The sequence below is a fragment of the Myxococcus sp. AB025B genome (assembly GCF_006518215.1).
Taxonomy (GTDB): domain Bacteria; phylum Myxococcota; class Myxococcia; order Myxococcales; family Myxococcaceae; genus Myxococcus; species Myxococcus fulvus.
Map to the genome: position 1 here is coordinate 1 of NZ_SRLW01000154.1, position 23,326 is coordinate 23,326.

General features: G+C 71.5%; 22 protein-coding genes. 11 read left to right on the forward strand and 11 right to left on the reverse strand.

Going from position 1 to position 23,326, the window contains the following annotated elements; all coding sequences use genetic code 11:
• The first annotated feature begins 5 nt into the window (after positions 1-5).
• From FL311_RS24345 to FL311_RS24360, 4 genes are read left to right on the forward strand one after another with little or no spacing between them, the layout of a single operon-like run.
• Entirely contained in the window at positions 6-1,568 is a 1,563-nt protein-coding gene (locus tag FL311_RS24345) for a YiiX/YebB-like N1pC/P60 family cysteine hydrolase (protein WP_228557045.1), read from the forward strand.
• A gap of 7 nt (positions 1,569-1,575) precedes the next feature.
• On the forward strand, positions 1,576-1,851 hold the full coding sequence (locus tag FL311_RS24350; RefSeq protein ID WP_046712155.1) for a hypothetical protein: 276 nt from the start codon (positions 1,576-1,578) through the stop codon (positions 1,849-1,851).
• A gap of 60 nt (positions 1,852-1,911) precedes the next feature.
• The gene (locus FL311_RS24355; RefSeq protein WP_228557043.1) at positions 1,912-2,760 is read left to right on the forward strand and encodes a SirB1 family protein; all 849 of its coding nucleotides are present in this window, start codon (positions 1,912-1,914) and stop codon (positions 2,758-2,760) included.
• Positions 2,761-2,806: 46 nt separating this feature from the next.
• A complete protein-coding gene (locus FL311_RS24360; protein WP_141328421.1) occupies positions 2,807-3,367 on the forward strand; it encodes an NUDIX hydrolase in 561 nt (186 codons plus the stop codon).
• 3 nt (positions 3,368-3,370) lie between these two features.
• Here the strand turns inward: FL311_RS24360 and FL311_RS24365 are convergent, their stop codons facing one another.
• From FL311_RS24365 to trxB, 4 genes are all read right to left on the reverse strand, one after another.
• Positions 3,371-3,628 (reverse strand): hypothetical protein, encoded by a 258-nt coding sequence (locus FL311_RS24365; RefSeq protein ID WP_141328423.1) that lies wholly within the window; start codon positions 3,626-3,628, stop codon positions 3,371-3,373.
• A 620-nt stretch (positions 3,629-4,248) separates the two neighbouring features.
• Positions 4,249-4,737 carry a cyclic pyranopterin monophosphate synthase MoaC gene (moaC, locus tag FL311_RS24370; protein ID WP_141328425.1) on the reverse strand — a complete coding sequence of 163 codons (489 nt, stop codon included), beginning with the start codon at positions 4,735-4,737 and terminating at the stop codon, positions 4,249-4,251.
• On the reverse strand, positions 4,734-5,918 hold the full coding sequence (locus FL311_RS24375) for a PLP-dependent aspartate aminotransferase family protein (protein WP_141328427.1): 1,185 nt from the start codon (positions 5,916-5,918) through the stop codon (positions 4,734-4,736). Before FL311_RS24375 ends, moaC begins: the two co-directional genes overlap by 4 nt.
• A gap of 123 nt (positions 5,919-6,041) precedes the next feature.
• Positions 6,042-7,007 carry a thioredoxin-disulfide reductase gene (gene trxB / locus FL311_RS24380; RefSeq protein ID WP_141328451.1) on the reverse strand — a complete coding sequence of 322 codons (966 nt, stop codon included), beginning with the start codon at positions 7,005-7,007 and terminating at the stop codon, positions 6,042-6,044.
• Positions 7,008-7,086: 79 nt separating this feature from the next.
• Between trxB and FL311_RS24385 the strand changes: the two genes are divergently transcribed.
• The 4 genes from FL311_RS24385 to FL311_RS24400 all read left to right on the forward strand — a co-directional run bounded on the left by FL311_RS24385 (position 7,087) and on the right by FL311_RS24400 (position 10,872).
• Positions 7,087-7,545 carry a cyclic nucleotide-binding domain-containing protein gene (locus FL311_RS24385; protein ID WP_141328429.1) on the forward strand — a complete coding sequence of 153 codons (459 nt, stop codon included), beginning with the start codon at positions 7,087-7,089 and terminating at the stop codon, positions 7,543-7,545.
• Between the two features lie 183 nt (positions 7,546-7,728).
• Positions 7,729-8,496, forward strand: coding sequence for a DNA repair protein RadC (gene radC, locus FL311_RS24390; RefSeq protein WP_141328431.1), 768 nt, complete (start codon positions 7,729-7,731; stop codon positions 8,494-8,496).
• Positions 8,496-8,741 carry a hypothetical protein gene (locus FL311_RS24395; protein WP_046712148.1) on the forward strand — a complete coding sequence of 82 codons (246 nt, stop codon included), beginning with the start codon at positions 8,496-8,498 and terminating at the stop codon, positions 8,739-8,741. The genes radC and FL311_RS24395 overlap by 1 nt, the downstream gene beginning before the upstream one ends.
• A gap of 40 nt (positions 8,742-8,781) precedes the next feature.
• Positions 8,782-10,872, forward strand: coding sequence for an ATP-dependent DNA helicase RecQ (locus tag FL311_RS24400; protein ID WP_141328433.1), 2,091 nt, complete (start codon positions 8,782-8,784; stop codon positions 10,870-10,872).
• Positions 10,873-10,888: 16 nt separating this feature from the next.
• Here FL311_RS24400 and FL311_RS24405 read toward each other — a convergent pair whose 3' ends face one another.
• Both FL311_RS24405 and FL311_RS24410 read right to left on the reverse strand, forming a co-directional pair.
• A complete protein-coding gene (locus FL311_RS24405) occupies positions 10,889-11,209 on the reverse strand; it encodes a hypothetical protein (protein WP_141328453.1) in 321 nt (106 codons plus the stop codon).
• Positions 11,210-11,261: 52 nt separating this feature from the next.
• Positions 11,262-15,062, reverse strand: a complete 3,801-nt coding sequence (locus tag FL311_RS24410; protein WP_141328435.1) for a tetratricopeptide repeat protein — start codon at positions 15,060-15,062, stop codon at positions 11,262-11,264.
• A gap of 185 nt (positions 15,063-15,247) precedes the next feature.
• On the opposite strand from FL311_RS24410, the gene FL311_RS24415 reads away from it, so the two are divergent.
• Positions 15,248-15,571 (forward strand): hypothetical protein, encoded by a 324-nt coding sequence (locus FL311_RS24415; RefSeq protein ID WP_228557044.1) that lies wholly within the window; start codon positions 15,248-15,250, stop codon positions 15,569-15,571.
• A 416-nt stretch (positions 15,572-15,987) separates the two neighbouring features.
• On the opposite strand, the gene FL311_RS24420 is transcribed toward FL311_RS24415, so the two are convergent.
• Together FL311_RS24420 and FL311_RS24425 are read right to left on the reverse strand one after the other, a co-directional pair.
• Positions 15,988-16,911, reverse strand: coding sequence for an SDR family oxidoreductase (locus FL311_RS24420; RefSeq protein ID WP_141328439.1), 924 nt, complete (start codon positions 16,909-16,911; stop codon positions 15,988-15,990).
• A gap of 40 nt (positions 16,912-16,951) precedes the next feature.
• Entirely contained in the window at positions 16,952-17,806 is an 855-nt protein-coding gene (locus FL311_RS24425) for a lysophospholipid acyltransferase family protein (protein WP_141328441.1), read from the reverse strand.
• A gap of 351 nt (positions 17,807-18,157) precedes the next feature.
• On the opposite strand from FL311_RS24425, the gene FL311_RS24430 reads away from it, so the two are divergent.
• Complete coding sequence (locus tag FL311_RS24430) at positions 18,158-18,862, forward strand: triacylglycerol lipase (protein ID WP_223750563.1); 705 nt, start codon at positions 18,158-18,160, stop codon at positions 18,860-18,862.
• 3 nt (positions 18,863-18,865) lie between these two features.
• Here FL311_RS24430 and FL311_RS24435 read toward each other — a convergent pair whose 3' ends face one another.
• The 3 genes from FL311_RS24435 to FL311_RS24445 form a co-directional block, all read right to left on the reverse strand.
• The gene (locus FL311_RS24435; protein ID WP_141328443.1) at positions 18,866-19,807 is read right to left on the reverse strand and encodes a polysaccharide deacetylase family protein; all 942 of its coding nucleotides are present in this window, start codon (positions 19,805-19,807) and stop codon (positions 18,866-18,868) included.
• A gap of 22 nt (positions 19,808-19,829) precedes the next feature.
• Positions 19,830-20,540, reverse strand: coding sequence for a glycosyltransferase family 2 protein (locus tag FL311_RS24440; RefSeq protein WP_141328445.1), 711 nt, complete (start codon positions 20,538-20,540; stop codon positions 19,830-19,832).
• 90 nt (positions 20,541-20,630) lie between these two features.
• Positions 20,631-21,944 (reverse strand): NAD(P)/FAD-dependent oxidoreductase, encoded by a 1,314-nt coding sequence (locus FL311_RS24445; RefSeq protein WP_141328447.1) that lies wholly within the window; start codon positions 21,942-21,944, stop codon positions 20,631-20,633.
• A 201-nt stretch (positions 21,945-22,145) separates the two neighbouring features.
• Between FL311_RS24445 and FL311_RS24450 the strand changes: the two genes are divergently transcribed.
• On the forward strand, positions 22,146-23,326 hold a 1,181-nt coding region (locus FL311_RS24450; protein ID WP_194869351.1), incomplete at its 3' end, for a zinc-ribbon domain-containing protein.

Here is a 23,326-nt window from a genome sequence, read left to right on the forward strand (position 1 = left end):
CCTCCCTGCTGCTCGCCTGGCTCACCGTCGCCAGTCCGCCTCCCCAGGCGCCCGCCGCCCCTCCCCAGAGCGTCTATGCGCTCGAGGACGACGCCTTCGTGGCCCAGGCCCAGGAGGACCTGCGCCAGTTGGAGCGCTACGCCCAGGGCCTCAGGCGGCTGTCGGAGGAGGTGAAGACGTCGCGCGCGCTGTATCTGCAGAAGCAGAGCGAGCCGTACACGCCGGACCAGAAGCAGCGCCTGCTCACCACGTGGGCCGCCTTCTTCGACTACTTCCTCTCCACCGAGGTCATCCGGCAGCGCTACTGGGACTTCGTGAAGGAGCCCTTGCTCACCCAGCCGAAGAAGCACGCCTGGGGCTTCCTGCTCACCCACGGCGCGCTCACCACGGAGCTGGCCCACGGCCTGACGTTCGCGGAGCTCACCGGAGGCCGCAAGCAGTTGGAGGTCCTCCTGGACGAGCCCGCCCCCGAGTACGGCCTGCCCGCGCGCGCCTTCGCCCGCTTCAAGGAGAAGGTCATCCACGTGGGCACCACCACCCAGCTGCTCACCGGGGACGGCTACAAGCAGCAGCTGCGGCCGCTGCTGGTGAAGGCCGGCGCGCTGGATGCGCCGCGCGTCCCGTGGGTGATGCGGGAGATGAAGCTCAACAGCGAGGTGGCCAGGGGGCTGCTCATCAAGCGCGGCCCGGTGCTCTTCGCCAAGGCCGCCACGGACCTCACCCAGGACAGCGCCCAGCGCGCCTTCTTCCCCGTGCAGCGCGCGGTGGCCGAGTGGATGGGCGACACGCGCGTGCACCGCTCCGGCCAGCCGCTCATCTCCCGCGCGCAGGTGCAGGCGTTGCTCGAGCGCATGGAGCCCGGTGACATCCTGGTGGCCCGTCAGAACTGGTACCTCTCCAACATCGGCCTGCCGGGCTTCTGGCCGCACGCGGAGCTGTACGTGGGCACCCAGCAGGAGCTGGCCGCCTACTTCGACGAGGACAAGGACGTGAAGGCCTGGCTCGCGACGCTCGAGGGCAAGCCCCAGAGCTTCACCGGCCACCTGGCCACGGCCTTCCCCGCGAAGTGGGCCGCGTACAACCAGACCGACACGCATGGAGATGCCCTGCGCATCATCGAGTCCATCAGCGAGGGCGTCAGCTTCACCGGCCCCGAGCACGGCATGCGCGTGGACTACCTGGGAGTCATGCGCCCCCGGCTGACGCGCGTGGACAAGGCGCGCGCCATCCTCCGGGCCTTCGGCTACCAGGGCCGCCCCTACGACTTCGACTTCGACTTCTTCTCCGACCAGACGCTGGTGTGCACGGAGCTGGTGTGGAAGTCCTACGCGCCCTCGAAGGAGCTGCGGGGGCTCTCCATCCCCCTGGTCGACGTCGTCGGCCGGCGCACCCTGCCCGCCAACGAGCTGGTCCGCCTGTTCGACGCCGAGTTCGGCCGGGAGGACCGCCAGCTGGACTTCGTCGCCTTCCTGGACGGCCGGGAGGGCGAGGGGCTCGCGAAAGAGGCGGACGCGGCGGCTTTCCGTTACAGCTACCGCCGCGCCAAGTGGGACATCGCCCAGGAGTAGATACGCAATGAAGGAAGACGTGGCCCAGGACATGCTGGAGCTGTCCGCCCAGCTCTTCGAGCGGATGATTTCCCAACAGCAGGCGAAGGTGTTGCGCCTGGCCCGCGAGGCCGTCCCCAACATCACCCCCGAGGAGCTCCGCAATCCCCACGACTTCCCCCAACTCAAGGAACACCCGACTTTCGAGTTCGAGGACGGAATCCTGGCGGGGTTGATTTCGGCCCAGATGGGGCTGCGCGCCGAAATCAAGGGGAGGTTGCCCTATGCGCCGCCCACCTTCTGACGCTCGGCCGCCTGCCTTTGCTGTCGGGCTCGTCGTGGGTTAGTGGTTGCCGCCGTGAGCATGACCACAGGATTCAGCCCGCCGCTGGCCCGGGAACGGTTGGTGTCGGCGCTGGCCGCGGAGCCTCCCCGCCTGGACCTGGCGGCGCTGGCGATTGCCACACTGGACAGGCCGGAGCTGGACGCGCCGGCGTGTCTGCACATGCTGGACGTGCTCGCCTGTCGGGTGCAGGTGGAGGCGGAGCGGCTCCACGACAAGGGCGAGGCGCTGGCCCCGCTGCGGGCGCTGCGTCACGTGCTGTCGGACATCGAGGGCTTCCGGGGCAACGAGGACAACTACCACTCGCCGGAGAACAGCTTCCTGGACCAGGTGCTGGAGCGGAAGCTGGGCCTGCCGATAACGCTGTCGGTGGTGTACCTGGAGGTGGCGCGTCGGGCGGGAATCGCGCTGTACGGGGTGCCCTTCCCCGGCCACTTCCTGGTGGCGCACGACGCGGGGGACCACAAGCTGGTGATGGACCCGTTCCACCAGGGGGACATCCTCACGGAGCACGGCTGCGAGGAGCTGCTCAAGCGCGTGGCCCCGCAGCTCAAGTTCGACCGGTCCATGCTGGCGCCCGCGCCGGTGGAGCTGATTGCGTACCGGATGCTGTCGAACCTGCGGCGGGTGTACCTGGGCCGCGAGGACCGCGAGCGCGGGCTGGCGGTGGTGGACCTGTTGTTGCTCCTGGCGCCGGACCATCCGGGAGAGCTGCGCACGCGCGCGGCGCTGCTGGCGAACCTGGGCGCGTACCGGGCGGCGCTGCGCGACGTGGAGCGCTGCCTGGAGCTGTCCCCCGAGGCACCGGACCGTGAGCGGCTGGAGCTGACGGCGCAGGAGCTGCGCGAGCGCGCGGCCCTGCTCAACTGATTGCGAAGGGGCCCGCCGCTGTCGCGGGCCCCGGAAGCGAGTGCCCATGTCCCGGACGGTGAAGCCCTGGCTGCGACTGCGCCAGGGGATGGAGCATGACTACCAGGTGCTGACGGTGCGCGAGGACCAGTGGGCGGACCCTCGCACGAACCTGGAGCACCCGCGGGTGCGGGTGGACTGCGCGGACTGGGTGAACGTCATCGCGGTGACGCCGGCCGACGAGCTGGTGCTGGTGCGGCAGTTCCGCTTCGGCACGGGCGCGGACACGCTGGAGGTGCCCGGCGGCATGGTGGACGAGGGCGAGGACCCCGCCGTCGCCGCCGCGCGCGAGCTGGAGGAGGAGACCGGGTACGTGGCGGGTCGTGTGATTCCGCTCGGCTGGGTGCACCCGAATCCCGCGCTGCAGGACAACCGGTGCTTCAGCTTCCTGGCGCTCGACTGCGTGAAGGCGCATGCGGGGCAGCAGGACGAAGGCGAGGACATCGCGGTGGAGCTGCACCCGCGCGCGGATGCACCCAGGCTCATCCTGGAGGGACGCATCACCCACTCGTTGGTGGTGGGCGCGTTCTTCTTGGAGCGGCTCCGCGCGGAGGCGAAGGCTCCGTAGGGCTCACTGACGCTCGCAGCCGCAGCCGCAGGCGTCGAGGAAGGGCTTCTCCCCGGGCGCGCAGACGAAGAGCATGTGGCGGCAGTCCGTCGGGTCGTTGGAGATGGAGCGCCGGTCCGCGCTCGCGCCGCAGCGCGCGTGGGACTCCTCGGCCACCAGTGTCTGCGGGGTCTCCGAAGCGCCCTCACCCGCGCTGCAGCCGACGCCGAGCACGGCCGCGAGCAGGGCCAGGGTGGAGCGGGTCGTCCTGTCGTCGAGCACCCTTCCAACCTCCTCCCTGGCCGAGGACGCCCCGGCAGGCGTGCATGGCCCACCGAACATGGGAGTCCCCTCCGACAAGGGGGAGCCCCGAAGGGCACGGGTGCAGGGTGCGACGTGAGGGGGGACACAGTCGCGACGTCGCGCAGCGGACAGTGGCTTGCCCGCACGGGGCCGTGGGCGAATGACCCGTTCTGACCATGCAGGCGCGAACGCGCGGCGCTGGCGGTGAACGCTCGTGTGCGGCATCCGCGGTGGAGCAGCCGCGAGAGCCGGACGTCGGGGTCATGCGCGCCCTCGGGCCCCATGCGCCGCGAGGGCGAGGGGCTGGCGGGGGCCGCGTGGAGGTGGGAGCCCTTCCTGCTCGCGCTCCCTTCTCCTTGCGAGAGTCGACCGCCCGTCCTGCGGAGGACGGGCCGACCTTCTTCACTGGCTCTCGCTCACCACGAGGAGCCAGCCGCGAGGGCCGAGGAGCTGGAGGGCGCCGCGTGACGGGCCCGATGAGTTGGGAACCCTTCGCATGCTCGCGCTCCCTTCTCCTTGCGAGAGTCGACCGTCTGGCGGAGGGCGAGCCGGCCTTGTTCGACAGGTCGAGCCCACTTCCGAGAAGCAGCGACGAGCACCTACCGCACGGAACGCTTTCGGCCGGTACGCGAGGACGCGGCGGCCTTCTTCCCCGGCTCGCGCTCCCACGTCCCCGAGCGGCCTCCGGACTTGTGCTCGAGCCGCACCGCGTCCAGCACCATGCCCCGGTCGGAGCTCTTGCACATGTCATAGACGGTGAGCGCCGCCGCGCACGCCGCGGTGAGCGCCTCCATCTCCACGCCCGTGCGGTCCACGGTGCGCACCGTCACGCGAACGGCGAGTCCCTCGGCCACGGGCTGGAGCGTCACCTCGACACCGGACAGCGCGATGGGGTGGCACAGCGGGATGAAGTCCGGAGTGCGCTTGGCGGCCATGATGCCCGCGAGCCTCGCCGCCGCGAGCACGTCCCCCTTCTCCATCTTCCCCGCGAGGATGCGCTCGCGCGTCTCGGACTGCATGCGCAGAAGCCCCGTCGCCACCGCCACCCGCTCCGTCTTCGGCTTCGCGCCGACATCCACCATCTTCATCGCGCCACCCCACGGGCCACGGCCTGGAGCAGGTCGTCCACCACGTCGTCCGGGTCCTCCAGTCCCACGGAGACCCGGATGAGGCTCTCGCGGATGCCCGCCGCCTCGCGCTCCTCGGGCGTGAAGCGCCGCGCGCTCGCGCTGGCCGCGTGCATCACCAGCGTGCAGACATCCCCCAGCGAGGGCCCGGGCCGCCCCACCTTCAGCGCCTCCAGGAAGCGCATGGCCTCCGGTCGCCCCGCGCCCCGAATCTCGAACGACACCATGGGCCCGCCATCCTTCAGCAGCTCGCGCGCCACCGCGTGGTCCGGGTGCGTGGGCAGCCCCGGGTAGATGACGCGCTCGAGCAGCGGCGACTCCGACAGTCGCCTCGCCACATGGGCCGCGTGCTCCGCATGCGCCTTCATCCGCACCGGCAACGTGCGCAGCCCGCGCAGCGTCAGCCACGCCTCGAACGGCCCCAGCACATCGCCCGCGAGGATGCGCGCGGCGCGCAGCACGTCGATGCGCTCACGCGAGCCGCTCACCGTGCCGCCCAGCGCGTCGCTGTGCCCGTTGAGCCACTTGCTGGTGGACTGCACCGCGTAGTCCGCACCCAGTTCCAGCGCGCGCTGGCCCATGGGCGAGGGGAACGTCGCGTCCACCGCGAACGCCGCGCCCACGTCGTGGCTCGCCTTCGCGAGGACGCGCAGGTCCGCCACGCGCAGGAGCGGATTGGTGATGCTCTCCGCCAGCACCAGCCGGGGCCGGAGCTCCCGGATGCGCGCCGGTGCGTCCGCGTCCGTCAGCTTCAGCGCGTGCAGCTCCACGCCCAGCGCCGCGCACAGCTTCTTGTAGAGCGCGCGCGTGACGCCGTAGCCGTCGGCCGGCATCACCAGCCTGTCCCCGGGACGCAAGCCCTGCGCCTCGAACAGCGAGCGCAGCGCGGCCATGCCGCTGGCGTAGGCCACACAGGCCTCGGCGCCCTCGAGCGCCGCCACCGCCTCCTCCAGCAGCGTGGTGTTGGGCGCGCTGATGCGGGCGTAGGCGTAGTCCTTGCCGTCCAGCGCGCCGTCCAGTTCGTCACTGCTGTCGAACCAGCTCACCGCCGCCACGCAGATGGGCGGCGAGACGGGCACCGCCTTGCTCCCCGTCAGCCGCGTCCCGGCGTGCACCGCCAGCGTCTTCTGCTTCGTGCTCATGAGAGAGGGTCCTCGAGTCCGTTCCCGGGCGCGTGTGCCCGGCTCGACGCGAAAAAGGCCGGCCCGCTCGTGTTCGGAGCGGGCCGGCCTGGAGCATGCGTCACGCGGCGCTGCGCGGGCTAGCTACTCGCCGTGCTCGATGAGCCAGCGCTCGGCGTCGATGGCCGCCATGCAGCCGGTGCCCGCGGCGGTAATCGCCTGCCGGTAGTAGCTGTCCTGCACGTCACCACAAGCGAAGACGCCGGGGATGTTCGTGCGGGTGCTGCCCGGCACCGTCTTGAGGTAGCCGCCCTGGTGCGTCTCCAGGATGCCCTGGAACAGCTCCGTGTTCGGCGTGTGGCCGATGGCGACGAACAGGCCCGTCGCCTTGAGCAGCTGGCTGTCGCCCGTCTTGAGGTTGCGCACCACGGCGCCGGACATCCCCTTCGCGTCGCCCTGGACCTCCTCCACCGCGGAGTTCCAGAGGAAGGAGATCTTCGGGTTGTTGAGCGCGCGCTCCTGCATCACCTTGGACGCGCGCAGCGAGTCGCGCCGGTGGATGAGGGTGACGTGCTTGACGATCTTCGCCAGGTACGTGGCCTCCTCCATCGCCGTGTCGCCGCCGCCGACGACGAGGACCTCCTGGTTCTTGAAGAACGCGCCGTCACACGTGGCGCACGCGGACACGCCGCGGTTCTTGTACGTGTCCTCCCCCTTGACGCCCAGCCACTTGGCCGTGGCGCCGGTGGAGATGATGACCGTCTCCGAGCGCACGCGCAGGCCGCTCTCGCTCTCCAGCAGGAACGGGCGCGAGCTGAAGTCCACCTTCACCACGTTCTCCATGTGGATGACGGTCCCGAAGCGCTCCGCCTGCTTCTGGAAGCGCTCCATCAGCTCCGGACCGGTGATGGCCTCCGGGAAGCCCGGGTAGTTCTCCACGTCCGTGGTCACCATGAGCTGCCCGCCCGGCACGCGCTGGGGGTGCTCCAGCGTGGGCCCACCGGCGAACACCACGGGCTCCAGGTTGGCACGCGCGGCATAGATGGCCGCGGTGTAGCCCGCCGGCCCCGAGCCGATGATGGTCACCTTGTTGATCTTCTCCTCCGCCACGGGTGGCTCCTTCCCTCTTGTCTCGTTGAGGCCGCGAAGGTACCAGAGGCCCTCGGGCACGTGATACGAAGCTGGCCTCATGGATGCCGAGCTCCTCAAGAAGGTTGCGCTGTTCGAGGGTTTGACCCAGGGCCAGCTCGCCAAGGTGGCTCAACTCGGCCAGACCAGGGACTACCCTGCGGGCGCCTTCCTCTTCCGCGAGGGGGAGTCCGGCCAGGAGATGTACGTCATCTCCCGGGGCAAGGTCCGCATCTCCAAGTCCGTGCCCGGCATCGGCGAGGAGGCGCTCGCCATCCTGGAGCCCGGCCAGTACTTCGGTGAGATGGCGGTAATCGAGGACTCGCCCCGCTCCGCCGACGCCATCGCCCACATCAGCTGCGCGGTGTGGGTCATCGAGCGCTCCAAGCTGGACCAGCTCATGTTCACCGACAAGGACCTGGCGTACGTCCTGCTGTGGACGTTCGTCCGGACGCTGAGCGAGCGACTTCGCGAGACGAACGACAAGATCAAATCGTTCTTCGCCATCTCCCGCTTCTGAGACAAAGCCTGGACACGGGCGCTCGTCGGGCGGCAGGCCCGTGGAGGGGCGGTGACAGTCCGCCGGACGGGCCGCTGTCGCGCGGGTCGGGATGGGTAGGCACGGCACGCTCCAGGTAGAGACAGCGGGCACACGCCTTGCTCAATCGCCGCGCCGGTGCAGGTGGGCGGGACGGGGTGGCGGATGGGCGAGGCGTGGGCGGCGGATGAGGTGGGTGAGGAGTCGACGGGCGCGCGGAAGGGAGTGGACGCCGAGTCCTCCCGGGAGCGGCTCTTCCGGTTGGGCGCGCGGGCACTCACGGACCCGGAGCTCTTGTGCGTGGCGTGGGGCGTGGCCTCGGGCTCGCGGGGCGCGATGGACGCGGCCCTCGCGGTGTTGAAGCGCTGCGGGGGGCTCAAGGCGCTGTTGCAGGCGGAGCCGGTGGAGCTGGCGCACGTGCCGGGCCTGGGGCCACGGAGGACGGCGCAGGTGCTCGCGGCGCTGGAGCTGGGAAGGCGCGCACAGCGGACACCGGAGCGCAGGCCCCGGCTGCGCTCTCCCCGGGAGATCCACACGTACCTGACACCGGGCCTCACGGGGTTGAGGCGCGAGGTCTTCCACGTGCTGTGCTTCAACACGCGCAACGTGCTGGTGCACGACGCGCGGGTGGCGGAGGGCACCATGAACACGTGCCCGGTGGACCCGCGGGAGGTGTTCGCCGCGGCGCTCGTGTCCCGGGCGACGGCCATCGTCCTGGCGCACAACCACCCTTCGGGAGACCCGGAGCCCAGCGTCCAGGACGTGGCGCTGACGCGGCACCTGGTGGCCGGCGCGAGGTTGCTCAACGTGAAGGTGCTGGACCACCTGGTGGTGGGCGACGGCGGCTTCGTGTCGATGCTGGAGCGAGGCCTGCTCCCGGACGGGGAGTGGGAGGCGAAGCGGGAATGGAACGCGGCGGGAGGACGTGGGTGATGGCGGGATGTCTGGTGGGGCTGGTGCAGGTGGAGCTGCTCGAGGACACGCGGGCGCAGGTGGTGCGGCTGGAGGGCGGCCGGGCCTGCGTGGTGGAGCGAGCCGCGCTCCCGGCGGACGCGCGCGAGGGGGATGTGGTGGTGGACGGCCGCGTGGAGCCGGAGGCCACGGCGTTGAGGGTGCTGGAGGTGGCGCGGAGGAGGGCCCGCCTGGCCGTCCCCGTGCCGCCGGGGCTGGAGCTGTGAGGAACGGCGGGGTGTGGTTTGCGTTGACGGCTGGACCAGGATGGTGGACATGCGAGCGATGTCGGTGGCCCTGCCCTATTTCGAGGAAGCCCAGCAGGGCCTGGTGCGCCACTTCGGCCTGACGCAGTTCCGTCCGGGACAGGCGGAGGTCATCTCCACCGTGTTGTCCGGGCGCAACACCGTGGTGGTGATGCCCACCGGCGCCGGCAAGAGCCTGTGCTACCAGCTGCCGGCCACGCTGCTGCCGGGGCTGACGCTGGTGGTGTCGCCGCTCATCGCGCTGATGAAGGACCAGGTGGAGCAGCTCACCGCGCGCGGCATCTCCGCCACGTTCATCAACTCGTCGCTGACGGACCTGGAGCGGGCGGAGCGGATGCGCCGGCTGCGCGGCGGCGAGTACAAGCTCCTGTACGTGGCGCCGGAGCGCTTTCGCAGCGCGAGCTTCGTGCAGATGGTCACCGACGTGGGCGTGGACCTGCTCGCCGTGGACGAGGCGCACTGCATCTCCCAGTGGGGCCACGACTTCCGGCCGGACTACGCGCTGCTGGGACAGGTGCGCAAGCGGCTGCGGCCTCCGCGCACAGTGGCGCTCACCGCCACGGCCACGCCGGAGGTGCGCGCGGACATCGTCCGGGTGCTGCTGATGAAGGAGCCGCGCGAGTTCGCCATGGGGTTCGACCGGCCCAACCTCTTCCTCGGCAAGCAGGAGGTGGGCGGGGACACGGACCGGCACGAGGCGTGCGCGCGCCTGGCGGCGCTGGGGGGCAGCGGCATCATCTACTGCTCCACGCGAAGGGCCGCGGAGGGCGTGTTCTCGGAGCTGCACGGGCGCAAGCTCAAGGCGGTGCTGTACCACGCGGGCATGGAGGACGACGCGCGCCGGCGGGCGCAGGACACCTTCATGTCCACCCCGGACGCGGTGGCGGTGGCCACCAACGCGTTCGGCATGGGCATCGACAAGCCGGACATCCGCTTCGTCGCGCACGCCAACATCCCGCGCGCGGTGGAGGCGTACTACCAGGAGATAGGCCGCGCGGGCCGCGACGGTGGGGATGCGCGGGCGGTGCTGCTGTTCAACCACTCGGACGTGTACACCCAGGAGCGGCTCATCCAGGGCAGCCACCCCTCGGAGGCGGTGCTCGCGGACGTGTGGGGCGTGCTCCAGTCGGTGGAGGAGTTCGAGCGGGGCGTGCACGTGCTGGCGGGCATGGTGAACGCCAGCGAGTTCGAGGTGTCCGCGGCGCTGCGCATCTTCGAGCGCGCCGGGAAGCTCGAGCGCGGCGGCCGGGGCGAGGGCGAGCACGGGGTGCTGTTGACGGAGAAGGCCCAGGCCGCGCACCCCCACTCCCCGGACGCGCAGCGGCTGCTCAAGTCGCTCGTGGAGACGTTCCCCATCGGCCGGCAGGCCACCACGGAGCTGACCATCCTCGCGCGCCGCATCGGCCTGTCGGTGGACGAGACGCGCCACGCGCTGGGGCTGTTGGAGAAGGCGGGCGTGGTGCGGGTGCGCAGGCCGTTCTCGGGGCGCTCCATCCGCGCGCTCCTGCGGATGCCCTTCCGGGAGCTGGGCATGGACCTGTCCCACGTGCGCGAGCAGGAGCGGCAGAACCTCCAGCTGCTGCGGCGGATGACGGACTACGCCTACGCGGACCGGGACCAGCGCTGCCGGCGCGGTGCCATCCTCCACTACTTCGGCCAGCAGGACGTGGAGACCTCCTGCGGCAACTGCGACGTGTGCGCGCCCGCGAAGATGCCGGTGCTGCTGACGGGCGGGCCGTCCGCCTCGCGCGCCCGCGCCGCGGCCGCCGCGCCGCTGGTGACGAACTACAGCGAGCTGGCCTCCACGGAGCTGCGCCGCTGGCGCAAGGAGCTGTCGAAGGACCTGGGGGTCGCGCCCTTCATCATCTTCAACGACGCGACGCTGCTGGGCCTGGCGGCGGCGCTCCCCATCGACCGGGAGGGCTTCCTCACGGTGAAGGGCACGGGGGAGAGCCGCTGGGAGCGCTTCGGGCCCAAGGTGGTGGAGATCTGCCTCATGGCCCGCGCCGCGGGACACGAGCCGCAGGTGGCGCCCATGACGGCGGCGCGCGCGAAGAAGCCTCGCATCCGGCGCGCGCTGGGCACCGACTGACGGCGGGCCCCTGGGCTCAGGCGCCCCGGGTGCGCCGGGAGAGCAGGTGGCGCAGGGTGCCCATGACGGTGCCCACCACCAGCGCGAGCAGGAAGATGACCGCCACCGTGGTGAGGCCGAAGACCAGGCGGACCGCGTACTCGGGGATGCGCCCGTTGAAGTACGCCGTGCGCAAGGGCTCCATCGCCCCCATCAGCTCCAGGGCCCTGGCGGGCAGCGAGTCCAGCGACAGCGACAGACGCTGGAGGAAGAGCGAGGGGAAATAGCGCAGCGCCACCTCCACCACGACGCCCACCAACAGGTAGAGCGCCGACAGCAGGAAGGCGTTGCCCCACATGATTCGCAGCAACGGGGACTCGGGCCCCGAGCCGGGGGGAGGATTCCTCACGCTAGCGGGCCGCTTTCTTCTTGAGGGACGGCAGAGCCTTCTTCACGCGGCCCGCATCCTCGCTTCCTCCGGCCAGTCGGAGGAAGGCCTCATAGGACTCCACCGCCCGGGGCAGCTCCGCCGACTCGCGCACCAGCACGTCCGCCAGCGCCAGGTGCGCCAGTCCATCCGTGGGCTCCAGCTCCACGGCCTTCAAGAGCGAGGCCTTGGCCACGGGCTCCTGGCGCTGCTTGAGCGCCACCAGGCCCAGCGCCAGGTGCGAGCGGCCCTGGTAGGGCGCCAGCCGCACGGCCTCCTCCGCCGCCGTCCGGGCCTCCTTCACCGCGCCGGCCCCGAGCAGCACCCGGGCCATGGTGGCCTGGGCGAAGGCCTTGTCCCAGACGGTGGGCGCGCGCGACGCCAGGTCCTCCAGCGTCCGCGCCGCGGGACGGCCTCCGCTGGGCAGCTGCGCGTAGAGCTCCCCCACCCGGCCGCAGGTGGCATCCGGCCCCTCGCGCCGCGCCGCCGCGAAGGCCGCGTCCGCGTTGTCCGGGTTGCCCTGGCGCAGGAACGCGTGGGCAATCTCGCAGAAGGTGTCCGGGTCCTTCGGGTTCAGCTTGTTGGCGCGCTCCAGCGCGGAGAAGCCGCCCTTCGCGTCGCCCGAGGCGAAGAGGATGGCGGCGCGCAGCCGGTGGGCCTCGGCGTCGTCCGGCGCCAGCTTCGCCGAGCGCCCCACGGCCCCCTCGGCCTCCTTGCGACGCCCCGAGTGGAAGAGCGCCAGCGCGAAGCCCTTGTGCGCCTCCGCGCTGCCCGGGTTGTCGAGCTGCCAGGTCTCGAACTGCTTGAGGGCCTCCGGCGTGCGCCCCAGGGCCAGCAGCGTGCGCCCCAGCGCGTCACGCGCCTCGCCGTGCGAGCCGTTGCGCTCCACCGCCTGCGTCAGCGGCTTGAGCGCCATGTCCGGCAGGCCGCGCGCCAGCATGAGCCGACCCAGCGAGCACGACGCCTCGTAGTCCCGGGGGTCCTTCTGCGCCTCCTCGAACTGGGACTGCGCCTTGTCGAAGGCGCGCTCACGCCAGTACACCTGCCCCAGCGCCAGTCGCATGTCGTTGCGCGGGCGCTTGCTCGCGGCCAGCGCCTTCTCGAGCAGCTCGCGGGCCTGCGCCGCGTTGCCCTCCGCCGCGTCCGCCAGCGCGAGCAGCGACACGGCCTCCGGCGGGTAGCGCTCGTTCACCCGCGTGCGCGCGAGCTCCGTGCGAGCCCGCTTCCAGTCCCCGAGCCGCGCGTACGCGGTGCCCCGCACCAGCGCCACCTTGCGGCCGCCGTCCGCCTCCAGGCGGGTGAGCACGTCGCGCTCGCGGTCGCGGTCCAGCAGCGTGCGGCCCAGCCCCTCACGGGCCTCGTCGCTCTTGGGTTGCAGCTTCAGCGCCGCCTCGTACGCGGACTGCGCCGCGTCCAGCTTCCCGGCGGCCCGGCTCGCCGCGCCCTGCGCGAGCTGGAAGTCGAAGGCCAGCGGCCCCTGCGTGCCCTTGGCGAGCAGCGCGCGGGCCTCGTCGTGCTTGCCCACGGCGGACAGGAGCCGGCCGTGCACCAGCTGCTGGCGGGCGCCGAGCGCGGCGGGCAGCTCGGGGCTTCCCGCCAGGGGCGCCACGTCCGAAAGCGACGCCTCCAGGTCCTGCTCCAGCGCGAGCCGCGCCTCGGCCTGACCGATGCGCGCCACGGGGTGCTTGGGGGACTTGGTGCGCGCCTTGCCGAACATCTCGATGGCGTGCGGGAAGTCCTCGGAGGCCAGGTAGTAGCCACCCAGCGCCACCAGGGCGCGCACGTTCGACGGCGAGGCCCGCAGCGCCCGGTCGAAGCGCTCCAGCGCCTTCTTCTCGTCCTTGGCGGCCAGCAGCAGGCTGGCGGCCAGCGCGTGGACCTCCGTGCTCTCCTCCGTCGCGGCGAGCAGCGCGCGGCGCGCGGGCTCGCGGCCCCGGTCATCCGCCACGAGGACGTTGGTGGCGAGCGCCAGCCCCGGCGCGGCCTCCTTCACGCCGGGCTTCTCCAGGGCCTCCAGCGCCTTGAGCCGGTCCTCCGGGGACAGGCCGTGGTCCGCGAAGAGCAGCGCGTGCGTCCAGGCCTTGAGGGCCCAGGCGCGGCTGCTGCTCTCGTCCATGTCCAGCGCCCGGTCCAGTTGCTGCAGCGCCCCGTCCAGCGACGCGCGCGTGTCCTGGGTGATGAGGTCCTCGCTCCTGGCCAGGGCCTCGTTCAGCGTCTGGCCACCCGTGGCCGCGCGGATGCGCACCACGCCGACGATGACGGCGATGACCACCATCAGCAGCGCGGCGGCGCCGGCCACCTTCACGCCGTTGCGCTTGAGGAAGGACGTCTTGGCCGCCTCGCGCGCCAGCTTCTGCCGCAGCTCCTTCTCGTAGGCGGCGGTGAGCGCCTCGGTGTCCTGCTTGGGAGCGCCCGCCTTCGCGCGGCCGGTGGCGCCCGGGACGTCCGAAGCGTCGGGCAGGTCCTCCAGCAGCGAGCGCTTGGAGCCCGAGCCACGCGCCTGGGGCTGCGCGCGCGCGACGACGGGCGTGGCGGCGGTGGGCTCGGGCGGAGGCAAATCCCCCAGCAGCCCGCCCGACGCGGCGGGGACCACCGGCTTCGCGGTGGTGAACTCGCTGGAGCGCAGCAGCGCCTGCTCTTCGTCCGACTCGGTCGAGTCGGTGGACACCGCGGGGACCACCGGCTTCGCGGTGGTGAACTCGCTGGAGCGCAGCAGCGCCTGCTCACCGGTCTCGTCGGACACCGCGCCCGCTTCAGGGGACGCACCGGGGCCTCCCTCGAAGGCGGCCGGGTCCAACGCCTGACCGTCCTGGGAGGAACCAGCGTCGGCGCCCTCCCCCGTCGGCGCATTCGTGTCCGGGGAGCGGGCCCCATCCTCCTCGTCGAAGAGGGACAGCTCCAGGCTCGGAAGCTGGGTGCCCGACGTGGGCCGGAGCACCGGCACCTGCCGGTCGATCAACCCCAGGGAGTCGGCCGACGACTCGGCATCCGAGCCCATCGCCGAGGCCGCCGCGTCGGACGCATCCCCCTCCGCTCGCCCAGAAGCCCGGGCGCCCCCCTCCTCCGTCGAGGACGCGGCATCCACGCCCGGCGCGCCCGCGTCTTCCGGGCCCGCGGCCCCACCCGCGGCGGCGGCGCTCGCCAGGTCCGCGGCGGCCCGCGCGCCCGCGCTCTTCGCGGTCCCAGGCCCCGAGGCGCTCGCGGCCTTCGCGGCGTCCCCGAGCGCGGCGGCGCGAAGCCTCGCGGCCGCCATGGGCGACGCGCCGGCGGGAGCACTCTCGGCGCTCTCGGGCCTGGCCGCGTCGGGCTCGGACTCACCCTCTTCGGGCGCGGCCTTCTCCAGCCCCATCAGGTCGGCGAAGACCGGCGCCGGGCCACCAGCCAGGGCCTGCTGCGCCTGCTCCAGCCACAGCTTCACGCGGCCGTCATTGGGCTGCAGCGCCACGGCCTTGCGCAGAATCGGCAGCGCCGAGCGGTACAGCCCGCGCTGGAGCAACACCTCGCCAATCAGGTTGTAGGCGTAGGGGTTGTCCTTCTCGATGGCGATGGCGCGGTCGAACTGCTCCATCGCCTCGGCGGGGCGGCCCAGTTGGATGAGCGCCTTGCCCCAGAGCACCCGGCCCACCGTCGAGGACGGATGGTGCGAGACACCCTGCTCACACACCTCGATGGCGCGCGGCGCGTCCCCCTTCTCCAGCAGGGCCTTGGCCAGTTCGACGAAAACAGAAGATGTGGGGTCCTGCCGGAGGAGCTGCTCGTAGCGCTCCACCATCGACTTGGCCATGAGGGCTTGCGACTCCGGTGCTCGGGCGGGGGAGCCGGACCATAGCACCCCGCCCTCGTCCGGGGCGGGCGCCGGATGCTACCGTCCCCCTCGTGAATCGCCTGCCTGCCCTTTTCCTCGTCCTGGCCCTGTCCGGGTGCGCAACCGTATCCAAGAAATCCAACCTGGAAGAACTCAAGCCCACGGTGGAGCAGTTCCATCAGGTCATCCGCTGGAAGGACTTCCGCTCCGCGGCCCGCTTCATCGTCCCGGAGAAGCGCAAGGCGTTCACCAACGCCCGCCTCGCGCTCAACGACGAGCGGGACTTGACCATCACCGACTACGAAATCGAGGACGGGCAGCTGTCCGAGGACGGCACGCGGGCCTTCATCCAGAGCCGCATCCAGTGGATGCGCCTGCCCTCCGCGTCCGAGCACGTCTCGGTCGTCACGTCGGAGTTCGTCTACCAGCACGGCACCTGGCTGCTGGAGCGTCAGGACGAGGGGCCGTTCGCGGACGAGCTGCGCTGAAAAAGAAACCGCCCACCGACTCGGGGCCGGCCGAGGCGGTGGGCGTCGGGAACTCCCCAATGGAGTGCCCTACAAGAATCCGCCCATCGGCTCGGGGCCGGCCGAGTCGATGGGCGTCGGGAGCTCCCCCATGGAGCGCCCTGACATGTGAGCGGGGCGACGGTGTGTTGAACAGGCCCGCGTCGCCGCGCGGTGACGCCGGCCACTAGAGCAATGGCGATGCCACGCCCCGCGCACGGGGCAGCCCGCATCGCAGCACCTGGAGATTCAAGGGCTTGCGAGGAGGGCGCGCCGACAGTCCTGGGGTGGGGCCGTCGGGGTCCTGACACTCGTGTCAGAGGGTCCAGCCTTCGGCGTCGTGCCAGGCACGACAACCGTGTCAGGGGACCCTCGGACTTTCCTCCGGGGAGTGACGGCTACTCGCCGTTCACCGCGCGGATGGTCTCGCGCATGGAGTGGCGGGGCTTCCAGTCCACGTCCCGCACCCAGCGGCTGCCGTCCACGGCGCACAGGAACTGGATGTGGTCCAGCTCCGGGGGCGGGAAGTTGGCCAGCCGGTACTTGAAGAGCATGCCCAACAGGGGCCGGGCCACCGGGTGCGGCACGGGGATGGGCGAGTTGCCCAATTCACGCATCACCGCGGACAGGGGCACCTCGCCCGGGCCCACCACGTTGTAGACGCCCTTGGGCTCCGGCCGGAGCGCGGCCACCATGGCGCGGGCGACGTCCTCCACGTGGATGAGCTGAATCATCGGGTCGAAGCCCGCCATCATCCACGGGTGGCGCAGGCGCAGGTAGTTGGAGGGCGCGTTCTTGATGGTGGGCCCGACGATGTGCACGGGCCTGAGAATCACCGTCTCGATGTGAGGGTGCTTCCAGAAGAAGCCATGCGCCAGCATGTCCACTTCAATCAAGTCGCGCACGCCGGAGAAGCGGCTGGCCGCCATGAGCGGCGCGTCCTCGGTGAGGAAGTTGGAGTTGTCCGGGCTGGGTCCGTAGACGTTGGCCGAGGACAGCACCACCACCTTCTTCACGCCGTACTTCGCGCAGTACTCGAGCAGCCGCGTGGTGCCCACGACGTTGAACGAGTGGTGCTCCTCCTCGCTCATGCGCGGGTCGTGCATGATGCCCATGTGGATGACGGCGCGGACCTCGTTCTTGCGGAAGACGTCCTCGGCCTTCTTCTTGCGCAGGTCCAGCTCGTACATCTCCACGTCCTTCGGCCGGCCCACGAAGGGGCGCCGGTCGATGCCGATGATGCGCTCGTGCTTGTGGAGGAGCTTGGCGAGGGTGCGGCCGAGGTTGCCGCTGATGCCCGTGACGACGACGGCCGGTCTCATGGTTGCACTCTCTTGGTCCCGCGACTCCGGGCGTAATCGCTCACCAGAACACCCCGCGGCGCTCCTTGAGGCCCTGGTGGAGCATGGACTGGATGGCCGCCTTCACGGTGCGGACCTTCTTGTCCAGCTCGCTGTCCTCGTCGTCGGGGCGCCCCGAGAAGTGCATCGGGTCCCCGAAGTAGATGCGGTACTTCGTGGGCAGCGGGAAGGGCACGCCCGTGGGGGTGATGGGGAACGACGGGAAGCCCAGCAGCTTCGCCACCGGCTTGAGGTCCATGAGCGCGGGGGCCTGCTCCTCGGCGCCCACGACGGCCACGGGCACAATCGGCGTGCGCGTCTCCAGCGCCAGGCGCATGAAGCCCAGGCCGAACTCCTGGAGCTGGTAGCGCTGGGGCCACAGCTTGTTGATGCCGCGCAGCCCCTCCGGGAAGACGAGGATGGCCTCATCGGACTCGAGCAGCCGCCGGCAGTTCTCCGGCGTGCCGACAATCTGCCCCATGCGCGCCATGAAGGTGGAGACGTACGGCAGCGAGGGCACCCACTTCTCCACCATGCTGCGCATGGCACGAGGGGGGCTTGCCTCCAGCATCAGCGACACGCCAATCATGGCGCCGTCCAGCGGCAGCTGGCCGGAGTGGTTGGACACCAGCAGCACGCGGCCGGCGGGGACCTTCTCGACGCCGAAGGTCTCCACGCGGAAGTAGTTGCGGTAGAGCCACAGGAAGGGCGCCACGGCGGACAGGCTGAAGTCCAGGTTGTACCCGAAGGGGTCCACCCCGTACTCGTTCTGCGGCCGGGCCAGGGCCTGCATCCGTTCCTTCTGCTCGTCGTTGGCCAGGCGGTCGGTCCAGTCGCGCAGGCCCTTCTTCACTCGGTCGCCGAGTCGCTCCAGCATGGTCCCGGCTCTTTACACCACCGGCCCTTCCACCGGGAGTGGGGAAACCCTCCCCCGCGCAGGGCCCGGGCCCGGGGACGTGGCGTTGGGCTCCGGACAGTCCGTGAAGGGCGGCCATCCCCGGGGATGCCGGGGGGCTGGCGCGACCGGGGTGCGCCTGGGTGTAGGCTCCCGCGGGAGGGGAATGAGCGACGGGCGGGGCCGTTTCGTCGCGTGGACGCCGATGGGGCCCTTCATGGACAGCCGGGAGTGCACTGCGTGACGGGAAGGGTGTGCGCCATCGACTCGCGTGAACGGATGCGCCGGGGGGCCCTTGCGAGCGGGGAGTGACATCGCCATGTCCCGCCCTGCATGCGCGCGATGCTCGTCCTGCTGGCCCTGGCGTGGTTCTGCGAGGGGTGCGCCATGACGGCGTCGTCCCTCGCGGTGTCGCCGCGGCGGGCGCCCGTGGAGCAGCGCGCGCCGGTGTTGCTGGTGCACGGCATCGGTGACGACGCCAGCGCCTTCGACGCCCTGCGCGGCCGGCTGGAGCAGGAGGGCTGGCCGCACGTCCACGCCATCTCCCTGGTCCCCAACAACGGCAGCGAGGGCATCCCCGCGTTGGCGCGGCAGGTGGCGCGGGAGGCCGAGGCGCTGCGTGCGCGCACCGGCGCCCGTCGTGTGGACGTGGTGGGCTTCAGCATGGGAGCGCTGGTCAGCCGCTACTGGGTGCAGCTGTTGGGCGGCAGGCTGGTGGTGCGGCGCTTCATCTCCATCTCCGGGCCTCACGCGGGCACGGGCCTGGCCTTCCTGGGACGCGGCAAGGGCGTGACCCAGATGCGCCCGGGCAGCCGGCTCTTGCGCGCGCTCCAGCAGGACCCGCGCCCCTGGGGCGCCACGGAGGTGCACAGCTTCTGGACGCCCTGGGATTTGACCATCCTCCCCGCCTCCAGCTCGCGGCTGCCCGGCGCCAGCGAGCGAAGGTTCCCCGTGCTGCTGCACCCGTGGATGCTCACGGACCGGCGCGTGCACGACGCGGTGGTGGACGTGCTCGGCTCGCCCGCGGTGGCGCGCTGAAGCTCAGACGCTGGCGGACAGGCGCCCGGCCGCGTCGCGCAGGGTGACGACGTCGCACTCCGAGCGCAGCCAGCCGAAGATTTCGCGCAGCCGCTCCAGCTTCCGCGCCGCGCCGACGCGCAAGTCCCGCTGCTGGCGCACCAGCTCGCCGGGGATGCCGTCCGTCGCATCGAGCACGTCGACCCCGTGCAGCTCGAAGTTGAAGAAGGCGTCACGCCGGCACGCGCGCCAGGCTCCGCGCAGCGAGCGCAGGGGCAGCGTGGTGGCGAAGGTGCCGATGAACGGGAAGCGCAGCGCGGGCGTCACCGCCATGGGCAGCTCCAGCACGGAGCCGGCGCCACGCCGGTAGGGATTCGCGGGGTCCGGCCGGTACGGCGCGCGCGGCGCGAGCAGCACCCGGGGCGTGTCGAGCACCGAGCGCGAGGGCCGGCCGACCAGGGCCAGCGCCCCCATCACCGCCGCCTTCGCCGCGTAGTACGGCGCGGCCGGGAAGGCGGAGGAGCCGTACTGGTAGCCCAGCGCCTGGGTGGCGGCGTAGAGGTCCGCGTTGAGCGTGTAGCCCGGCGCGCGGAAGCCCACCGGGCGCGTGCCCGTGGCCTGGCGGATGACGTCATCGGCGCGGCGCAGGTCCGCGAGGATGGCGTCCGGTCCCCGGCGCGTGAGCGCGTAGTCGTGGGCGTGGCTGTGGCTCGCCACCTCGATGCCCGCCTCGTGTGCGGCGCGCATGCCGGCGGCGGCGACGGGGTCCGACTCCAGGTCCTCGCCGATGGCGAAGAAGGTGCCGGGCACGCCCAGCGCGTCCCACAGCTCGCGGAAGCGAGGCACCGCCACCTGGTGCACCAGCGAGCGGGCGCGCGCGTCCAGGAGCGACTCCGGCAGCCCGTGGATGCGGCAGTAGTGAGGCAGCGAGTCCAGGTCGACGGAGATGGACGCAATCCTCGTCACGGCGCGCGCCCTCCCCTTCGCGTCAGGTGCCGCGCACGCGGATGACGTAGAACAGCTTGCCCACGTTCTTGAGCACGTTGGGCACGCGCTTGAAGAGGTGGATGGACGGCTGGCGCTTCTCGTGGAGCTGGATGGGGATCTCCATCACCTTCAGCCCCTCGCGCCACGCGCGGATGACGAACTCGCTGGCGAACACGTCCATGTCCACCACGCACTTCTGGATGACGGGCAGGAGCGCCTCGCGGCGGAAGGCCTTGAGGCCGTGCGTGTCCGTACCCTGGAAGCCCAGCGTCACCTTGAGCAGCTTGTTGTGCACCCGCGTGGCCGCGCGGCGGATGAGCGGGCGCTGGTCGCTGGCGCCCTTGGCCGCCTTGGAGCCCACCACCATGTCGGCCTCACCCCGCTCCAGCCGCGGCAGCGCCGCGTCGTAGAAGGTGACGTCGCACAGGTCGATTTCGTCGCAGATGACGTACGTGCCCCGGGCCATGAGGATGCCGGCCTTGAGGGCGACGCCGTAGTTGGGACGCTCGGAGTGGAACCAGCGCATCCGAGGGTGCTTCGCGCACAGCGCATCGAGGATGCTCGTGGTGGCATCCTTCGAGCCGTTCTCCGCGAAGATGATTTCGTAGTCGAGCCCACGCGCATCCAGCCCCTGGCGCAACTCCTCCGCCGCCGAGGCGATGATGGACTCCTCGTTGTAGACCGGGATGACGACGGACAGGTGCGGTGCCATGGAATCACGTCCGGACGAGCGACAGTCCGGTCCGCCTAGCATGCCGCGCGGCACCCGTCGACAAGATGCGTCGGAAGTCGCAGACGTCCGTCAGCCGTTCAGCGTCCGGGCACAGGCCCGCCCGCCGAGGATGGCGTCCTCCATGGACGAGTACTCCCACTGCCCGTAGCGCCCCGCCGTCTGGATGCCGGCGTGCTCCAGGAAACGGAGGATTTCCGCCTTCGCTGGACCGTAGGCCTCGTCGTAGAGGACATACGCGTGGGGAATCTCCCGCGCGTGGGCGAAGAGGACGTCGTCCGCGGAGTGGATCATCTGGGAGCGCAGCAGGTCCTGCACCGCGTACTGCTCGGCGGTGGCCGGGGCCAACTCGCCGTGGTGGCTGTACTCCACGTAGAAGGTGGACGTGTCCCTGGGCGCCAGCGCGTCGTAGACGGCCGACGGCGAGCCGATGCGGTACGTGTGGAACTCCGGCTCCGGCAGGTAGATCCAATGCCAGGGCTGGCGGTTGGGCCCGCGCGCGGCCACGGCGACATAGGTGACGGTGGTGGCGCGAAGGCGCTTCGCGGCGGCGGCCACCTCGTCGGGCACGCCCGAGGCCCCTTGCGCGAGAAGCCGCACCAGCCCCGGCAGGGACACGGAGGAGACGAGGCCCGAGTACGACAGCGTCCGGCCGTCGTTCAGCACCACCTTGCGCGCCTTCCAGTCGATGGAGGTGGGCTCGGTGTTCAGGCTCAGCTCGCCGCCCTTCAGGTCGCGCAGCATGGCGCGCGCCAGGCTCTCGATGCCGCCCTCGCGCGGGTAGAGGAAGGACGCGTTGTAGCCCACCGCGTCGCTGCCGGCGCCCAGCGCCCCGTCCACCACCTCCTTGAGCGAGGGGCGCGGCACGAAGCGGCCCACCCAGGCGGCGGACATCTCGCGCGGGTGCACCGTCCAGAGCTTCTGGTTGTAGGGCACCATGAAGTTCTTCGCGAAGCCCTCGCCCATGTAGCGGAGGATGAACTCCTCGAAGTCTCGGGGCTCGCGCTCGCGCAGGGCGCGGCCCTTCTCGCCGTAGATGGCGTCCACGTAGCCGATGAGGTTCTCGGAGACGACCTCGGGCGGCAGCCCGTGCGTGTTCACTTGGTACGGGAAGCGGGTGAAGACGCCACGCGTGAAGATGCCCGCCTTGCGCTGGATGCGGACCATCTGCCCCGGCAGCCACCGCGTGTTGACGAGCTCCTGGATTTCAGGGTCGCGCAGGTGGAGCCAGTGGCCGGTGGGGTCGAAATAACACCCGTCGATGACCTCGGTCTTGATGAGACCGCCGACGCGCTCGGACTTCTCGATGAGGCGCCAGGGCTTCTGGAGGAAGTGGGCGGTGGACAGGCCCGCGAGCCCCGCTCCGAGGATGACGATGGGTTCCATGCCGGGTCGGTCCTACCACCTCCTCCCAGTGAGGGGGAGCCGAACGCGCGGTGGGCGGAAACGCGGAGCCGACGGGGCCCTCGGATGCTCGCCTGGGGAGGCGGGGGCGGAACAACGCCCGCAGTGCGGGCTTGCGCGTTCTTTCCGGGCTGGAAACGCCTCTGCTACCCTGCGCCGCGCCGGTCCTGTCGAAGGAACCCCATGAAAGTCTCCTGCCCGTCTTGCCAGACGAATTACAACATCGATGACAAGCGGATCCCCCCGGGTGGCGCGAAGCTCAAATGCGCCCGGTGCCAGACCACCTTCCCCATCAAAGCCGAGGCCGTGAGCGCTCCGGCGCCCGCCGCCGCCATTCCCCTCCCGGGACAGGCCAGCGCGCCCGCCGCCGCCATTCCCCTCCCCGGCGCCGCGCCCTCCGGCGCCATGGGTGCGAGCGCCGAGGCCATTCCGCTCCCCGGCGCCGCGCCCCAGTCGGGCGGCTTCGGCGACGACGCCGGCGCCATCCCTCTTCCGGGCAGCGCGCCCCAGGCGGATGCCTTCGGTGGCGGCGCCATTGCGCTGCCCGGCGCCGCTCCCTCGGGTGCCATCGCCATGGGGGCGGGTCCCGAGGCCATTCCGCTCCCCGGCGCCGCGCCCCAGGCCGTCCCTTACGGCCATGACGCCAGCGCCATTCCGCTGCCCGGCGCCGCGCCACAGGCCGTCCCTTACGGCCATGACGCCAGCGCCATTCCGCTGCCCGGCGCCGCGCCCCAGGCGGACGCCTTCGGCTACGACGCGGGGGCCATTCCGCTCCCTGGCGCCGCGCCCCAGGCGGACGCCTTCGGCCACGACGCAGGAGCCATTCCGCTGCCCGGCAGCGCCCCTCAGGCCGACCCCTACGGCTACGACGCGGGCGCGATTCCGCTGCCCGGCGCCGCGCCCCAGGACGCCTTCGGCGACGACGCCGGCGCCATTCCGCTGCCCGGCGCCGCGCCCCAGGCGGATGCGTTCGGCACGGGCTTCGACGACGCGGAGCCTCCTGCGCGCCAGGACCGCGACGTGACGCGTGTCGTGGCCATTCCGATGCCCAACGCCGCGTTCCCGGAGCAGGCCGCCCCGCCCGCCCGAGCCAACGGCACGCGCGACTTCGACTTCTCCGATGACGCGCTGGCGCCGCCCGTGGACCTGGACCCGTCCTCGTCCTTCAGCCAGCCAGACACGCTCGGCACCGCGCGCGACTTCGACTTCTCCGACGACTCGCTGCCCGTCCCCGCACAGCCCCAGCCGGAGGCGGACCCGTTCGCCTTCGACGTCGAGTCGCCGAGCGGCGAGGCCACCGCGTTCGCCCTGCCCCCGACGCCCGCGCCCGGACACACCAGCGCTCCCGTCGAGGCGAACCCGTT

What these genes read in the sequence shown, in the direction of transcription:
- FL311_RS24440 (WP_141328445.1), bottom strand. Translation starts at nt 20,540, where the DNA reads ATGGCACCGCACCTGTCCGTCGTCATCCCGGTCTACAACGAGGAGTCC.
- FL311_RS24375 (WP_141328427.1), bottom strand. Translation starts at nt 5,918, where the DNA reads ATGAGCACGAAGCAGAAGACGCTGGCGGTGCACGCCGGGACGCGGCTG.
- FL311_RS24425 (WP_141328441.1), bottom strand. Translation starts at nt 17,806, where the DNA reads ATGCTGGAGCGACTCGGCGACCGAGTGAAGAAGGGCCTGCGCGACTGG.
- moaC (WP_141328425.1), bottom strand. Translation starts at nt 4,737, where the DNA reads ATGAAGATGGTGGATGTCGGCGCGAAGCCGAAGACGGAGCGGGTGGCG.
- FL311_RS24410 (WP_141328435.1), bottom strand. Translation starts at nt 15,062, where the DNA reads ATGGCCAAGTCGATGGTGGAGCGCTACGAGCAGCTCCTCCGGCAGGAC.
- FL311_RS24445 (WP_141328447.1), bottom strand. Translation starts at nt 21,944, where the DNA reads ATGGAACCCATCGTCATCCTCGGAGCGGGGCTCGCGGGCCTGTCCACC.
- FL311_RS24355 (WP_228557043.1), top strand. Translation starts at nt 1,912, where the DNA reads ATGACCACAGGATTCAGCCCGCCGCTGGCCCGGGAACGGTTGGTGTCG.
- FL311_RS24420 (WP_141328439.1), bottom strand. Translation starts at nt 16,911, where the DNA reads ATGAGACCGGCCGTCGTCGTCACGGGCATCAGCGGCAACCTCGGCCGC.
- radC (WP_141328431.1), top strand. Translation starts at nt 7,729, where the DNA reads ATGGGCGAGGCGTGGGCGGCGGATGAGGTGGGTGAGGAGTCGACGGGC.
- FL311_RS24350 (WP_046712155.1), top strand. Translation starts at nt 1,576, where the DNA reads ATGAAGGAAGACGTGGCCCAGGACATGCTGGAGCTGTCCGCCCAGCTC.
- FL311_RS24395 (WP_046712148.1), top strand. Translation starts at nt 8,496, where the DNA reads ATGGCGGGATGTCTGGTGGGGCTGGTGCAGGTGGAGCTGCTCGAGGAC.
- FL311_RS24360 (WP_141328421.1), top strand. Translation starts at nt 2,807, where the DNA reads ATGTCCCGGACGGTGAAGCCCTGGCTGCGACTGCGCCAGGGGATGGAG.
- FL311_RS24430 (WP_223750563.1), top strand. Translation starts at nt 18,158, where the DNA reads ATGCGCGCGATGCTCGTCCTGCTGGCCCTGGCGTGGTTCTGCGAGGGG.
- FL311_RS24400 (WP_141328433.1), top strand. Translation starts at nt 8,782, where the DNA reads ATGGTGGACATGCGAGCGATGTCGGTGGCCCTGCCCTATTTCGAGGAA.
- FL311_RS24385 (WP_141328429.1), top strand. Translation starts at nt 7,087, where the DNA reads ATGGATGCCGAGCTCCTCAAGAAGGTTGCGCTGTTCGAGGGTTTGACC.
- FL311_RS24405 (WP_141328453.1), bottom strand. Translation starts at nt 11,209, where the DNA reads ATGTGGGGCAACGCCTTCCTGCTGTCGGCGCTCTACCTGTTGGTGGGC.